14 protein-coding genes and 1 riboswitch are annotated in these 14,585 nt (G+C 49.7%); all 14 genes read left to right on the forward strand.

Features of this window, described 5'->3' with window-relative positions:
• The first annotated feature begins 44 nt into the window (after window positions 1-44).
• The 14 genes from MHB72_RS09280 (at window position 45) to cobA (ending at window position 14,585) form a co-directional block, all read left to right on the forward strand.
• On the forward strand, window positions 45-965 hold the full coding sequence (locus tag MHB72_RS09280) for an aspartate carbamoyltransferase catalytic subunit (protein ID WP_023857239.1): 921 nt from the start codon (window positions 45-47) through the stop codon (window positions 963-965).
• Window positions 949-2,235 carry a dihydroorotase gene (locus MHB72_RS09285; RefSeq protein WP_020451327.1) on the forward strand — a complete coding sequence of 429 codons (1,287 nt, stop codon included), beginning with the start codon at window positions 949-951 and terminating at the stop codon, window positions 2,233-2,235. The genes MHB72_RS09280 and MHB72_RS09285 overlap by 17 nt, the downstream gene beginning before the upstream one ends.
• A complete protein-coding gene (locus MHB72_RS09290; RefSeq protein WP_023857237.1) occupies window positions 2,232-3,326 on the forward strand; it encodes a carbamoyl phosphate synthase small subunit in 1,095 nt (364 codons plus the stop codon). Before MHB72_RS09285 ends, MHB72_RS09290 begins: the two co-directional genes overlap by 4 nt.
• Complete coding sequence (gene carB, locus MHB72_RS09295) at window positions 3,311-6,523, forward strand: carbamoyl-phosphate synthase (glutamine-hydrolyzing) large subunit (RefSeq protein ID WP_216920547.1); 3,213 nt, start codon at window positions 3,311-3,313, stop codon at window positions 6,521-6,523. Before MHB72_RS09290 ends, carB begins: the two co-directional genes overlap by 16 nt.
• A complete protein-coding gene (locus tag MHB72_RS09300) occupies window positions 6,520-7,290 on the forward strand; it encodes a dihydroorotate dehydrogenase electron transfer subunit (RefSeq protein WP_023857236.1) in 771 nt (256 codons plus the stop codon). The genes carB and MHB72_RS09300 overlap by 4 nt, the downstream gene beginning before the upstream one ends.
• On the forward strand, window positions 7,290-8,225 hold the full coding sequence (locus MHB72_RS09305) for a dihydroorotate dehydrogenase (RefSeq protein WP_195536437.1): 936 nt from the start codon (window positions 7,290-7,292) through the stop codon (window positions 8,223-8,225). Before MHB72_RS09300 ends, MHB72_RS09305 begins: the two co-directional genes overlap by 1 nt.
• On the forward strand, window positions 8,194-8,913 hold the full coding sequence (pyrF, locus tag MHB72_RS09310) for an orotidine-5'-phosphate decarboxylase (protein WP_216920549.1): 720 nt from the start codon (window positions 8,194-8,196) through the stop codon (window positions 8,911-8,913). Before MHB72_RS09305 ends, pyrF begins: the two co-directional genes overlap by 32 nt.
• Window positions 8,910-9,539: an orotate phosphoribosyltransferase gene (pyrE, locus tag MHB72_RS09315; RefSeq protein ID WP_020451333.1), complete on the forward strand. Its 630-nt coding sequence runs from the start codon at window positions 8,910-8,912 to the stop codon at window positions 9,537-9,539. The genes pyrF and pyrE overlap by 4 nt, the downstream gene beginning before the upstream one ends.
• Before the next feature lie 163 nt (window positions 9,540-9,702).
• Window positions 9,703-9,809: riboswitch (SAM riboswitch) on the forward strand.
• Window positions 9,810-9,911: 102 nt separating this feature from the next.
• On the forward strand, window positions 9,912-10,028 hold the full coding sequence (locus MHB72_RS09320) for a YezD family protein (protein ID WP_369878884.1): 117 nt from the start codon (window positions 9,912-9,914) through the stop codon (window positions 10,026-10,028).
• 85 nt (window positions 10,029-10,113) lie between these two features.
• Window positions 10,114-10,815 carry a phosphoadenylyl-sulfate reductase gene (locus tag MHB72_RS09325; protein ID WP_023857233.1) on the forward strand — a complete coding sequence of 234 codons (702 nt, stop codon included), beginning with the start codon at window positions 10,114-10,116 and terminating at the stop codon, window positions 10,813-10,815.
• Between the two features lie 11 nt (window positions 10,816-10,826).
• Window positions 10,827-11,891 carry an inorganic phosphate transporter gene (locus MHB72_RS09330; RefSeq protein WP_020451335.1) on the forward strand — a complete coding sequence of 355 codons (1,065 nt, stop codon included), beginning with the start codon at window positions 10,827-10,829 and terminating at the stop codon, window positions 11,889-11,891.
• A 25-nt stretch (window positions 11,892-11,916) separates the two neighbouring features.
• Entirely contained in the window at window positions 11,917-13,053 is a 1,137-nt protein-coding gene (sat, locus tag MHB72_RS09335; RefSeq protein WP_020451336.1) for a sulfate adenylyltransferase, read from the forward strand.
• 13 nt (window positions 13,054-13,066) lie between these two features.
• Window positions 13,067-13,660: an adenylyl-sulfate kinase gene (gene cysC / locus MHB72_RS09340; protein WP_020451337.1), complete on the forward strand. Its 594-nt coding sequence runs from the start codon at window positions 13,067-13,069 to the stop codon at window positions 13,658-13,660.
• 151 nt (window positions 13,661-13,811) lie between these two features.
• On the forward strand, window positions 13,812-14,585 hold the full coding sequence (cobA, locus tag MHB72_RS09345; protein WP_020451338.1) for a uroporphyrinogen-III C-methyltransferase: 774 nt from the start codon (window positions 13,812-13,814) through the stop codon (window positions 14,583-14,585).

Raw genomic sequence — 14,585 nt, forward strand, 5'->3', positions numbered from 1 at the left:
TTGGGGTTTTTTCACAGGAAATTAAAGCCTGAGGGGGAGAAAAAATGAAACACTTGACCGCAATGAATGAGCTTAGTCTTGAGGATATTCACGAGCTGATTGAAGAGGCGAGAGAGCTGAAAAAAAGGAAATTCGATTCCGTCCTCTCCGGAAAGTTTGCTGCCAATCTGTTTTTTGAACCGAGCACAAGAACGCGCTTCAGCTTCGAAGTGGCTGAAAAGAAACTCGGCATGAATGTGCTGAACCTGGACGGTGTTTCAACAAGCGTACAAAAAGGAGAATCGTTGTACGATACCGTCAAGACACTCGAATCCATCGGCGCTGATGTATGTGTGATCAGACACTCTCAGGATCATTATTACGATGAACTTATCGGACATGTCGGCATTCCGGTGATCAATGCCGGAGACGGCTGCGGTCAGCATCCCACTCAATCTTTGCTCGATTTGCTGACGATTTACGAGGAATGGGGCGGATTTGCCGGGCTGACGGTATCCATACACGGAGATATCAAACACAGCAGAGTGGCAAGATCGAATGCCGAAGTGCTGACAAGGCTCGGAGCAAAGGTTCTTTTCTCAGGTCCGGAAGAATGGCGGGATGACAACAATCCTTACGGGACATATGTGTCGCCTGATGAAGCGGTCGCAAATTCGGATGTCGTGATGCTTCTCCGAATTCAGCACGAACGTCATGAGAAAAAGGCGGCAGAACGCGATTATCTTGAAACTTTCGGACTGTCGCTGAAGCGGGCGGAGCTCCTGAAAAAAGACGCGGTCATCATGCATCCTGCGCCTGTTAACAGAGGCGTCGAGATTGACAGTGCGCTGGTCGAATCCACTCAGTCGAGAATTTTCAAACAAATGGAAAACGGTGTATATATCAGAATGGCGGTTTTAAAAAGAGCGCTTCTAAACGGCGAAAACAAAAAAAGGGGAGATCAGGCTTATGTCTTATTTAATTAAAAACGGCTTCATACTCGACGAAAAAGGTGAAAAAGTACAGTGCGACATCAGGGTTGAAGGCGATGCAATCAGCGAAATCGGAAGCCTTGAGGCCGCTTTGGGAGAAACGGTCATCAATGCGGATGGGCTTTTCGTCTCGCCGGGGCTTGTTGACCTTCACGTTCACTTCAGAGAGCCGGGCGGCGAGAAGAAAGAAACGATCGAAACAGGTGCAAAAGCCGCAGCGAGAGGCGGGTTTACAACTGTCGCCGCAATGCCGAATACGCGGCCTGTCCCCGATACGAAAGAGCAGATGGAGTGGCTCGTCAACCGCATTGACGAAACGGCATCTGTCAGAGTGCTGCCGTACGCTTCCATCACCATCAGACAAACAGGTCAGGAAATGACCGACTTCGAAGGGCTAAAAGACGCAGGTGCGTTTGCGTTTACTGATGACGGCGTCGGCGTTCAAACGGCGGGGATGATGTATGAAGCGATGAAAAAAGCGGCTTCGATCGATAAAGCAATTGTCGCCCACTGTGAAGACAATTCACTGATCTACGGCGGCAGTGTCCACGATGGGAAATTTGCCAAAGCCAACGGTTTAAACGGGATTCCTTCGATATGCGAAGCCGTTCACATCGCAAGGGACGTTCTTCTGGCCGAAGCGGCAGGCTGCCATTACCATGTCTGTCATATCAGCACGAAGGAATCGGTCAGGGTCGTCCGCGACGCCAAAAAAGCGGGAATCCGTGTGACAGCGGAAGTGACGCCTCACCATCTGCTCCTTTCAGACAGCGACATTCCCGGTCTTGATACAAATTATAAAATGAATCCGCCGCTCAGAAGTCCGGAAGACAGAGAAGCGCTCCTTGAGGGGCTTACAGACGGAACAATCGATTTTATCGCTACGGATCATGCCCCTCATACAGAAGATGAAAAACAACAGACAATGAGCCTGGCGCCATTTGGGATTGTCGGCTTGGAGACGGCTTTTCCGCTTCTTTACACGCACTTTGTCAAAACGGGAAACTGGACGCTGAAACAGCTCCTCGATTATATGACGGTCAAACCTTGCGAGGCGTTCGGACTTCCTTACGGTAAGCTTGAAGCCGGACGGTCCGCGGATATTACACTGATAGATCTTGAACGCGAAGAAAAAATTGATAAAAACACCTTTCTTTCTAAAGGGAAAAACACGCCGTTTGACGGCATCAGCTGCTTCGGCTGGCCGGTTATGACAATGGCAAAGGGAAAACTCGTTTACCAAGAGGGGAGACTTGTAAAATGAAAAGACGTCTTGTACTAGAAAACGGAACAATTTTTGAAGGGGAAGCTTTCGGCAGCCTGGAAAACACCATGGGAGAAGTCGTCTTCAACACGGGGATGACAGGCTATCAAGAAATCCTCTCAGACCCGTCATACTGCGGACAAATTGTCACACTGACCTACCCGCTGATCGGGAACTACGGGATCAACAGAGACGACTTTGAATCTATCACCCCTTATGTGAAAGGGTTTATCGTAAAAGAGTTATGTCAACTTCCGTCAAACTGGCGCTCTGCTTATACCCTTGATGAATATTTAAAAATGAAGAACATCCCGGGACTCTCGGGGATTGACACGAGAAAGCTGACAAGAATGATCAGAACGGCAGGTACGCTGAAAGGGGTTTTTGCCGGCCCGGAAGAAGATGCTGAGGCTTTGGTTCAAAAGCTGAAAGAAACGAACCTTCCGACCGACCAGGTCAGCCAAGTTTCAACAAAAACGGCATATCCGAGCCCTGGGAGGGGGAAGCGAATCGTGCTTGTCGATTTCGGAATGAAGCACGGCATCTTAAGAGAGCTGAACAAGCGCAAATGCGATGTGATCGTCGTTCCTCACAATGTAACAGCAGAAGAAGTGATGCAGCTGAAGCCTGACGGCGTAATGCTGTCAAACGGACCCGGAGATCCAACGGACGTACCCGAAGCAATTGCCATGATTCAAAACATTCTCGGCAAGGTTCCATTGTTCGGCATCTGTCTCGGCCATCAGCTGTTTGCCCTCGCCTGCGGAGCAAAGACGGCGAAAATGAAATTCGGACACCGCGGTTCCAACCATCCGGTTAAAGAGCTTGCAACCGGGAGAGTATCAATTACGGCTCAAAACCACGGCTATACCGTATCGACCGTTGAAAACACGCCGCTTGAAGTGACGCATGTGGCGATTAATGACGACACAATCGAAGGGCTTAAACATAAACACGAACCGGCTTTCACGGTTCAATACCATCCGGAAGCTTCACCGGGACCGGAAGACGCCAACCATTTATTTGATCAATTTTTACACATGATTGAAACCACAGAGAAAGAAGGGGAAGCGGTATGCCTAAACGCGTAGATATCAAAAAGATTTTGGTGATCGGATCAGGGCCGATTATTATCGGGCAGGCGGCGGAATTTGATTATGCGGGTACACAGGCCTGCCTCGCTTTAAAAGAAGAAGGCTATGAAGTCATTCTCGTCAACTCGAATCCGGCGACGATCATGACGGATACGGAAATGGCCGACCGCGTATATATCGAACCGCTGACGCTTGAATTCTTAACACGTATCATCCGCAAAGAGCGGCCGGACGCCATTTTGCCGACATTGGGCGGGCAGACGGGCCTCAACTTGGCGGTCGAACTGTCCGAGCACGGCATCCTGGCTGAGTGCGGTGTTGAAGTGCTCGGCACGAAATTGGCTGCGATCCAACAAGCGGAGGACCGCGACTTGTTCAGAAGCCTGATGAATGAGTTGAATGAACCGGTTCCGGAAAGCGAGATCATCCACTCGCTCGAGGAAGCGCGCGAGTTCGTCGAGCGCATCGGCTTCCCCGTCATCGTCCGGCCGGCATACACGCTCGGCGGAACAGGCGGAGGCATCTGCTCAAACGAAGACGAGCTGAAGGAAATTGTTGAAAACGGCTTAAAAATGAGCCCGGTTCACCAATGTCTGCTTGAAAAGAGCATAGCCGGCTACAAAGAAATTGAGTATGAAGTCATGAGAGACTCGAGCGATCACGCGATCGTCGTCTGCAATATGGAAAACATCGATCCGGTCGGGATTCATACCGGGGACAGCATCGTTGTAGCGCCGAGCCAGACGCTGAGCGACCGCGAATACCAAATGCTTCGCAATGTATCGCTGAAAATCATCCGCGCGCTTGAAATCGAAGGCGGCTGTAATGTTCAGCTGGCGCTTGACCCGGACAGCTTTCAGTACTACATCATCGAGGTAAACCCGCGGGTCAGCCGTTCATCAGCGCTTGCCTCAAAAGCGACGGGCTATCCGATCGCAAAGCTTGCCGCTAAAATTGCCGTCGGTTTGTCTCTTGACGAAATGATGAATCCTGTGACAGGAAAAACGTACGCGTCTTTCGAACCTGCACTCGACTATGTCGTTTCAAAAATACCGCGCTGGCCGTTTGATAAATTCGAATCGGCAAACCGCAAGCTCGGCACGCAGATGAAAGCGACAGGCGAAGTGATGGCGATCGGAAGAACGTGGGAGGAATCTCTCCTGAAAGCGGTCCGTTCTCTTGAAGCGGATGTCTATCACCTGGAGCTGAAAGATGCCGGTAAGATCTCGAATGAAGTGCTTGAAAAACGGATTAAAAAAGCGGGAGACGAACGTCTCTTTTACTTGGCCGAAGCGTTTAGAAGAGGATACACGGTCAGCGATCTCCACGAATTTTCGGCAATTGACCTGTTCTTCCTGCACAAGCTTGAGGGAATCATTCGCTTTGAAGAAAAGCTGAAAGCCGGGCGCGGCGACCTGGGTCTTTTGAAAGAAGCGAAAGAGCTCGGTTTTTCAGACCGCTTCATCAGCCTTCTCTGGGAGATGCCTGAAAGAAAGCTTTATGATCTTAGAAAAGAAACAGGCATCACGCCTGTTTATAAAATGGTTGATACATGTGCGGCCGAATTTGAATCGGAGACACCTTATTTCTACAGCACATATGAAGAGGAAAACGAATCGGTCAGAACAGACAAAAACAGCGTTATCGTTCTTGGCTCCGGCCCGATCCGGATCGGCCAGGGGGTCGAATTCGATTATGCGACTGTGCATTCGGTTTGGGCGATCAAAGAAGCCGGCTATGAAGCAATCATTATTAACAACAATCCTGAGACGGTTTCAACGGATTTCAGCATCTCCGACAAGCTCTACTTTGAGCCGCTTACTGTTGAAGATGTCATGCATATCATCGATTTGGAGCAGCCGAAAGGCGTCGTCGTTCAGTTTGGCGGACAGACTGCGATCAACCTTGCCGACGAGCTCGCGGAGCGGGGCGTCGCCATTCTTGGAACATCCCTTGAGGATTTGGACCGCGCCGAGGACCGCGACAAGTTCGAACAGACGCTTGAAACGCTGCATGTGCCTCAGCCGCTCGGAAAAACGGCGACATCTGTGGAAGGCGCTGTTGAAATCGCAGCCAACATCGGCTATCCGGTGCTTGTCCGCCCATCGTATGTACTTGGGGGGCGTGCGATGGAGATCGTCTACCATGAAACAGAGCTTCTCCATTATATGAAGAATGCAGTGAAAATCAATCCGCAGCACCCTGTCTTGATCGATAAATATTTGACCGGAAAGGAAATTGAAGTGGATGCGATTTCTGACGGTGAAACGGTCGTCATTCCGGGGATTATGGAGCACATTGAACGGGCCGGCGTCCACTCAGGGGATTCGATTGCCGTTTACCCGCCGCAATCCCTTTCAGAGGACATCAAGAAAAAGATTGAAGCACACACGATTAAGCTTGCAAAAGGCTTAAACATCGTCGGCCTGCTCAACATTCAGTTTGTCCTTTCAAAAGATGAGGTTTACGTCCTTGAAGTCAACCCGAGATCGAGCCGCACGGTGCCGTTTCTCAGCAAAATCACCGGCATTCCGATGGCCAATCTCGCAACAAAAGTGATTCTCAGCGGGAAGCTTGCCGATATGGGCTATGCTGAAGGCCTTCAAAAAGAGCAGGAAGGCGTATATGTGAAAGTGCCGGTCTTCTCGTTTGCAAAGCTGAGGAGAGTGGATATCACGCTCGGACCGGAAATGAAATCGACCGGGGAAGTCATGGGCAAAGACAGCACTTTGGAAAAAGCGCTGTACAAAGGACTGATCGCTTCAGGCATCCAAATTCCGAATTATGGCTCTGTTCTCCTGACAGTTGCTGATAAAGATAAAGAGGAAGGTCTATTGATCGCCAAGCGGTTCCATGCGATCGGCTATAAAATATTGGCTACGGAAGGAACGGCCGGCTATTTAAGAGACGCATCCGTACCTGTTAAAACCGTCGGGAAAATCGGCGAAGAAGGCACAAATCTCCTTGATGTCATTCGAAACGGGGAAGCGCAGTTCGTCGTCAATACGCTGACAAAAGGGAAGCAGCCGGCAAGGGACGGCTTCAGAATCAGACGCGAATCCGTTGAAAACGGCGTTGCCTGCCTGACATCCCTTGATACGGCGGAAGCGATTTTGCGGGTGCTTGAAAGCATGAGCTTCCGCGCCGATCATATGCCGGCGATTAAAATTGAGCAAAAGGCGGCCGTCAGATGAGAAAAGGGTATATGACAGTCCGTTCAAACAAGTGTATCGCGGATCATATTTATCAAATGGTACTGGAAGGGGAGATTGCCGAAGTTTGCGGCGCTCCCGGCCAGTTTCTTCACATCAAGGTCTCAGATTCCCTCACGCCGCTTTTGAGGCGGCCGATCAGCATCGCCGATATCAACAGAGCCGCCCGGCAGGTGACCATCATCTTTCGCAAGGATGGGGAAGGCACGAGTCTCCTGTCTTTAAAACAGGAAGGAGATCAGATCGATGTCCTTGGTCCGCTCGGCAACGGTTTTCCGGCTGAATCGCTTGAACCGGGGAAAACGGCTCTTCTTGTCGGAGGAGGGATCGGTGTTCCGCCGCTTTACGAGCTGAGCAAACAGCTGACAAATAGAGGGGTGCACGCGATCCATGTGTTAGGATTTGCTTCTGCAAAAGACGTCTTTTACGAACAGGAATTCAGCCGTTTCGGGCGTGTGTATGTGGCAACCGCAGACGGCACCCGCGGTTCAAAGGGATTTGTTACAGATGTCATTGAAAACGAGGGGCTTCAGTTTGACTGCATAATGGCCTGCGGACCGACACCGATGCTGAAAGCTTTAAAACAGCGCTATCCGGATAAAGAGGTTTATCTGTCAATGGAAGAGCGCATGGGATGCGGGATCGGCGCTTGCTTTGCCTGTGTCTGCCATACGGAAGAAAGCGAAACATCTTATGTGAAGGTATGCCTTGATGGTCCTGTTTTCAAAGCCCAGGAGGTGCTGTTATGATGCTAGAAGTCAATTTGCCGGGCCTTCAATTGAAAAATCCGATTATGCCGGCTTCAGGCTGCTTCGGATTTGGGAGAGAATTTGCGAACTTTTACGATCTTTCACGTCTCGGTGCGATCATGATTAAAGCGACGACGAGCGAACCGCGCTTCGGGAATCCGACGCCGCGCGTCGCCGAGACGCAAGCCGGCATGCTTAATGCCATCGGTCTGCAAAATCCGGGTTTAGAGGCTGTCATGGAACGCGAATTGCCGTGGCTTGAACAGTTCGATACACCGATTATCGCCAATGTCGCCGGCTCGCAGATCGACGATTATGTTGAAGTGGCTGAAGAAATCAGCAAAGCACCGAATGTTCATGCGCTCGAGCTGAATATTTCCTGTCCTAACGTGAAAACGGGAGGGATCGCCTTCGGTACGCAGCCGGAAATGGCCAGTGAGCTGACGAAAGCGGTGAAAGAGGTTGCGAGCGTTCCCGTCTATGTGAAGCTGTCGCCGAATGTCGCGAATATTACCGACATCGCTCTTGCCATAGAAGAAGCGGGAGCGGACGGTTTGACGATGATCAACACCCTGATCGGGATGCGGCTCGACTTAAAAACGGGAAAGCCGATCTTGGCGAACAAAACCGGCGGATTATCAGGCCCTGCTGTTAAACCGGTGGCCATCAGAATGGTGCATGAAGTCAGCCAAAAAGTCAGCATTCCGATCATCGGCATGGGCGGTGTCCAGTCAGCGGAAGATGTGCTTGAGTTTTTGCTGGCGGGTGCGAGCGCAGTCGCCGTCGGCACCGCAAACTTTGTTAATCCGTTTGTTTGTCCCGAAATCATCGCCGATTTGCCGCGCGTTTTAGAAAAATACGGATACCGTTCGTTGAACGAGTGTATCGGAAGGAGCTGGAAGGATGAAACATACGCCGCCCATCATCGCGCTTGATTTTGCATCAGCACAGGAAACATATGCGTTTTTGGACCGGTTTCATGGAGAAGAGCTTTTCGTGAAGGTGGGCATGGAGCTTTTTTATCAGGAAGGGCCGGCCATCCTTGAAAAGTTACAGGAGCGCGGCTGCCGCATTTTCCTTGATCTAAAATGCCACGACATTCCAACGACCGTATACAAGGCGATGAAAAGGCTGGCGGGGTTTGGCGTCAGCCTTGTCAATGTGCACGCAGCAGGCGGAAAGCAAATGATGGAGTCGGCGCTTGAAGGCCTTGAAGCGGGGACTCCGGCAGGCCGAAAACGCCCTTCATTAATTGCTGTGACCCAGCTGACAAGCACGTCTTCAGAAATGCTTCAGCAAGAGCTGCTGATTGAAACGCCGCTTCTCGATACAGTTGTTCACTACAGCAAGTTGGCTAAAGAAAGCGGACTTGACGGTGTCGTCTGCTCCGTCCATGAAGCCGAACACATTTACCGGGCCGCGTCTTTAGATTTTCTGACCGTGACACCCGGAATTCGCATGGCGGATGACAAAAACAACGACCAGGTCCGGGTGGCGACGCCTGGCTACGCAAGGGAAAAAGGCGTGTCGGCGATCGTTGTCGGCCGTTCGATTACACAGGCGGAAGATCCTGTGTCAGCCTACAGAAAAATAGGACATGAGTGGGAGGGAACCAAGGCATGAAAACAGACATTGCAAACCATTTATTAAGAATCAAAGCGGTTTTCCTGCGCCCGAACGAGCCGTTTACATGGGCGAGCGGCATCTTGTCGCCCATCTACTGCGACAATCGTTTGACGCTTTCATATCCGGAAGTAAGGGATGATATAGCTTCAGGGCTTGCCGGACTGATTCAAGACAAGTTTCCCGGAGCCGAAATGATCGCCGGTACGGCAACTGCGGGAATCCCCCATGCCGCGCTTGCCGCCGACAGGCTGAGCCTGCCGATGTGCTACGTCAGAAGCAAACCGAAGGCGCACGGCAAAGGAAACCAAATTGAAGGCGCTGTTGTAAAAGGACAAAAAGTCGTTGTAATTGAAGATTTAATTTCAACGGGAGGAAGCGTCCTTGAAGCGGCAGCCGCTCTCACAGAGGCGGGATGTGAAGTGCTCGGCGTCGCCGCCATTTTCACTTACGGGCTTCCTAAAGCTGCCGCCGCCTTCAGCGAAGCGGGCGTTGAATACCGTACGCTGACTGATTACGATACATTGACAGAGGCTGCGCTTGCCGGCGGATATATCAGCGAACAGGATGCCGCCAAACTGAAAGAATGGAAGGCGGATCCTGAAAGCAAGTCTTGGATGGATTAATGATAAAAGCCGTATTCTCCTAATGGGAGAACGGCTTTTTTTGCGTCTTTTTACAGATTTAAAAATAGTAAAATCGGATTATTTTTATTTTTTATTAATCCTATAAAAAAAGTCGGGTTGACTTTTGTTCGAATTGTGCTAAAATTTTAAAATAACAAAAGCAAACTTATCAAGAGCGGTGGAGGGACTGGTCCGATGAAACCCGGCAACCTGCGTGTGAAGCGTAAGGTGCTACTTCCAGCAAAATGCCCTCATTTTGAGAGATAAGGAATAGCGGAGTTCCTCGTCTTTCTTTCAAATTTGGAAGAAAGATTTTAATTTTTAGGGGCAGAGGAGGAGCTAGAAGTGAAGACAGATGAACAGCTTGAAAAGGTGATCATCAAAATGAAAGACATGCTGAAAGACATGAATTACGGATCGATCACATTCGTTGTTCAGGACGGCAAAGTCATTCAAATCGAAAAAAATGAAAAAATAAGATTGAAATAGCTGACTAGACAAACTAGAGGCGGTTTTCACAGTTTTTTTCTGCTGGAAGCCGTTTTTTTGTTGGCGAAAAAAGGGGGAACCGAAAATTTTTACTTACAGCACATGGGAAGAACCAAATATCTCTTTTCAGGAAGATGACTCTTATAAAGGAGCGCTGTCCGTCTTGAAATGGGCGTACGGACATTACGGAAATCAGCTTGTATATGCGTGCAGCTTCGGAATTGAGGGAATCGTCCTGATCGATTTGATTTATAAGGTGAAAAAAGATGCGGTCATCGTTTTCCTTGATACGGGATTTCATTTTAAAGAAACGTATGAAACGATCGACGCTGTCAAAGAACGATATCCAGGCCTTCAGATTATCATGAAAACACCGGAGCTTACCGTCGAAGAGCAGGCGAAAGAATATGGGGACGAACTATGGAAGACCGCTCCGAATTCCTGCTGTGAAATGAGGAAGGTCATTCCTCTCCGCGAGACGCTTTCAGGCTACCCGGCGTGGCTGTCGGGCCTGCGCCGCGAGCAATCGCCCGGGCGGAGCAAAACGAATTTTTTGAACAAAGATGAAAAATTCAAGTCTATCAAAGTTTGTCCGCTCATTCATTGGACGTGGAAGGATATTTGGAGATATGTGACAAAGCACGATCTCCCGTATAATCCGCTTCATGATCAAGGCTACCCGAGCATCGGCTGCGCTCCGTGCACCTCTCCGGCCTTTACAATGGATGATCTTCGATCAGGCCGCTGGAACGGATCGGCTAAAACAGAATGCGGATTACACGAGTAAGGAGATGAGTCATGGAACTTGCCGCCATTTTATTTAGCATGTTTTTTGCGATGAATATCGGAGCGAGCGGTGCAGCTGCTTCAATGGGAATCGCCTATGGATCTGAAGCCGTCAAAAAGAAGTTTCACGCACTAATAATCTGTGCAGCAGGCGTTCTCTCGGGCGCCGTCATCGGCGGAGGAAACGTCGTGAAAACGATCAGCTCAGGCATCATTCCCGAACGGGTGATTTCGCTTGAAATCGTCTGCATTATTATCGGCTCGGCGGCACTGTCGCTCTTTATCGCAAATGTACTCGGTATCCCGCTTTCGACAAGTGAAGTGACGGTCGGATCTGTTGTCGGAGTAGGTGTCGCTTACCAGGTTTTATATGTGAAATCTTTGCTTGTCATCGTCTCATTTTGGGTCGTTGTACCAATCGTCGCTTTTACCTTTACATTTGCGATGGCAAACATCATGAAAAAAACGATCAAACGTCCAGCCTCGGGAAAGAAAGCAAAGGTTTTGGCGGTCATTCTGTTGATCACCGGGTTTTTTGAAGCCTTCTCAGCAGGCATGAACAATGTCGCAAATGCTGTCGGACCTCTGGTGGCGGCGCATGTTTTGACAGTCGGGGAAGGAACGCTCTACGGCGGACTGTTTGTCGCGCTGGGCGCCCTTTTACTGGGCAGGCGCGTTCTTGAAACAAACGGCAAAAAAATAACGAAATTTTCAAAAGGAGAGGGGATCATCCTTTCCGGAACAGGAGCCGGGCTTGTCATCATCAGTTCGATTTTCGGTTTGCCGGTTCCGCTTGCGCAAGTCACATCATCTTCTATTATAGGGATGGGAATGGCAAAAAACGGCGGCAATGTCTTTCATAAACAAGTGGTCAAAACGATGCTGAAAGTATGGGTCGTCTCGCCGTTCCTTTCATTAAGCCTGTCTTATATGCTGGTCAGCCTTTTACTAAAAGGAGACTATTATGCTCTCATCGTCGTCACAAGCGTCCTTCTGGCATCTGTCGGGACGATCAGCCTGATGAGAGCAGTCAAAAAAGAGCACAGCTCCGTCCATGAACAAGGCGGAGGAATTTAAACACAAAGTAGGGGGAAACAAGTTTATGAGTTTAGCACCACACGGCGGTGTATTGGTTAACCGCGTCAATGAAGCATACGATTTTCAACATATCGCACAGGAAATAGAACTGGATTTAATGGCTTTTTCAGATTTGGAGCTGATCGGAATCGGTGCGTACAGCCCGATCCAAGGCTTTATGACAGAGAAAGACTATCTGTCCGTTGTCGAAAATATGAGACTGTCAAGCGGCGAAGTATGGACGCTTCCGATCGCTCTGCCTGTTGACGAGCAAAAAGCTTCAAGCTTAAAAGCGGGGGACACCGTCCGCCTCACCTATAATGGGGAAACATACGGCGTCATCGAGATCGAAGACATCTATACGCCGGACAAGAAAACGGAAGCCGTCAATATCTATAAAACCGACGAACTCGAGCATCCGGGCGTCAAAAAATTGTTTGACCGCGGCAGTGTTTATGTGGGCGGGCCGATCACTCTCATTAAACGGAGCGTAAAGCAATTCCCGGCCCACACATTCGAACCTCTGGAAACAAGAAAAAAATTCGCAGAACTCGGCTGGAAAACGATCGTCGGATTCCAGACGAGAAATCCGGTTCACAGAGCGCACGAATACATTCAAAAAACGGCGCTCGAGACGGTAGACGGTCTTTTCCTCAATCCGCTCGTCGGGGAAACAAAATCAGACGATATTCCGGCTGATGTCCGCATGGAAAGCTATCAGGTGCTGCTTGACGGCTACTATCCGAAAGACCGCGTCTTTCTCGGCGTTTTTCCGGCGGCGATGCGCTATGCGGGGCCGAAGGAAGCAATCTTCCATGCGCTTGTCAGAAAGAACTACGGATGTACGCATTTTATCGTCGGAAGAGACCATGCCGGAGTCGGCGATTACTACGGCACATATGAAGCGCAGGAACTGTTCGATCAGTTCGCGCCGGAAGAGATCGGCATTACGCCGCTGAAATTCGAACACAGCTTCTACTGCAATGTCTGCGGTTCAATGGCTACGGCGAAAACGTGCCCTCACAGCAAAGAACATCATGTCATTTTGTCCGGTACAAAGGTGAGGGGCATGCTGAGAAACGGCGAGTTCCCGCCGAGCACATTCAGCCGTCCAGAAGTCATTCAAACATTAATCAAAGGCTTAACGGCCGGGGTTTCTTAAGGGGGAGCATCTCTTGGTAAATAAAGATATTGTTTGGCATGAAGCGTCCATTACAAAACGGGAATATCATGAGAAAAATAAACATAAAAGCTCGATCGTTTGGCTGACGGGCTTGAGCGGTTCAGGAAAATCAACAATTGCCAATGCCGCAGCGCGTGAGTTGTTTGAACAAGGCTACCAGGTCACGGTGCTCGACGGCGACAACGTCAGGCACGGACTGAACAAGGACCTCGGGTTTTCCGATGAAGACCGGAAGGAAAACATCCGCCGGATCGGCGAGGTCGCGAAGCTCTTTGTCGAACAGGGGACGATCGTCATTACGGCGTTCATTTCCCCTTTTAAAGAAGACCGCGGGCTTGTCAGACAGCTCGTCGAGGAAGATGAGTTTCATGAAGTCTATGTGAAATGCGATTTGGCGACGTGCGAGGAGCGCGACCCGAAAGGCTTGTATAAAAAAGCGAGAAACGGAGAAATTCCATTTTTCACGGGGATCGATTCGCCTTATGAAGAGCCTGAAACGCCTGAGCTAGTCCTTGATACAGGCGCACATAATCGGGAAGAGTGCAAAAATCAGCTCGTCCAATACGTGAAAGATCAAACGAAATAAAATGCGGGTGAAATAGGAAAGTGCTGCACATGCACTTTCCTATTTCATAAAGAAAACGTTTGGTTTTTGTGATATTTTCAGGCACCAAACGCTTTCTTTATGATTTATAATGATTGAAGAAGACGTTGATCAGATCGGGGGGAGATCTAAGATGGGGAAAGTATATATCGTTGGGGCAGGTCCTGGAGACCCCGATTTACTGACGATCAAAGCTTTAAAAGCCATCCAGACAGCCGATGTCATTTTGTATGACAGGCTTGTGAATAAACAGATTTTACAGCACGCCAAGGAGGGAGCGGATCTCATCTACTGCGGAAAGCTTCCGGACTACCACATGATGAAGCAGGAAACGATCAATCATTTTCTCGTCAAGTATGCGAAAAAAGGGAAAATCGTTGTCAGGCTGAAAGGCGGCGATCCTTTCGTATTCGGCAGAGGCGGCGAGGAAGCGCAAACCCTCGCTGAACACGGAGTTGCTTATGAAATCGTGCCGGGAATCACCTCGGGGATTGCCGCCGCTGCTTATGCGGGCATTCCAGTGACACACCGGGAAGCGAGTTCAAACGTCGCTTTCGTGACAGGACATTATCAAAAAGATGAACATTTTGAAGAGAAGTGGAAAGCGCTAGCCACAGGGATCGATACGCTTGTCATTTATATGGGGATTAAAAACGTGAAGCAAATTGAAAGGCTTCTGATCGAAAACGGCAGAGATCCGTCTACCCCTGCCGCTTTCATTCATTGGGGAACGACGGACAAACAAAAAACGGTGCTTTGCACGGTTGAAACGCTTGCAGGTACAGTCGAAAGCGAAAAAATTGAAAACCCGAGCCTGATTGTCATCGGGGATGTCGTTCAATTCAGCTCACAGTTAAGCTGGTTTGAACCCGAGCTGAAAGATCCGGCATTAAGCGAGGCGCTTTAA

Origin of the sequence: Bacillus sp. FSL K6-1284, assembly GCF_038002625.1 — a bacterium.
Taxonomy (GTDB): domain Bacteria; phylum Bacillota; class Bacilli; order Bacillales; family Bacillaceae; genus Bacillus; species Bacillus paralicheniformis.

What these genes read in the sequence shown, in the direction of transcription:
- MHB72_RS09280 (WP_023857239.1), top strand. Translation starts at nt 45, where the DNA reads ATGAAACACTTGACCGCAATGAATGAGCTTAGTCTTGAGGATATTCAC.
- MHB72_RS09285 (WP_020451327.1), top strand. Translation starts at nt 949, where the DNA reads ATGTCTTATTTAATTAAAAACGGCTTCATACTCGACGAAAAAGGTGAA.
- MHB72_RS09290 (WP_023857237.1), top strand. Translation starts at nt 2,232, where the DNA reads ATGAAAAGACGTCTTGTACTAGAAAACGGAACAATTTTTGAAGGGGAA.
- carB (WP_216920547.1), top strand. Translation starts at nt 3,311, where the DNA reads ATGCCTAAACGCGTAGATATCAAAAAGATTTTGGTGATCGGATCAGGG.
- MHB72_RS09300 (WP_023857236.1), top strand. Translation starts at nt 6,520, where the DNA reads ATGAGAAAAGGGTATATGACAGTCCGTTCAAACAAGTGTATCGCGGAT.
- MHB72_RS09305 (WP_195536437.1), top strand. Translation starts at nt 7,290, where the DNA reads ATGCTAGAAGTCAATTTGCCGGGCCTTCAATTGAAAAATCCGATTATG.
- pyrF (WP_216920549.1), top strand. Translation starts at nt 8,194, where the DNA reads ATGAAACATACGCCGCCCATCATCGCGCTTGATTTTGCATCAGCACAG.
- pyrE (WP_020451333.1), top strand. Translation starts at nt 8,910, where the DNA reads ATGAAAACAGACATTGCAAACCATTTATTAAGAATCAAAGCGGTTTTC.
- MHB72_RS09330 (WP_020451335.1), top strand. Translation starts at nt 10,827, where the DNA reads ATGGAACTTGCCGCCATTTTATTTAGCATGTTTTTTGCGATGAATATC.
- sat (WP_020451336.1), top strand. Translation starts at nt 11,917, where the DNA reads ATGAGTTTAGCACCACACGGCGGTGTATTGGTTAACCGCGTCAATGAA.
- cobA (WP_020451338.1), top strand. Translation starts at nt 13,812, where the DNA reads ATGGGGAAAGTATATATCGTTGGGGCAGGTCCTGGAGACCCCGATTTA.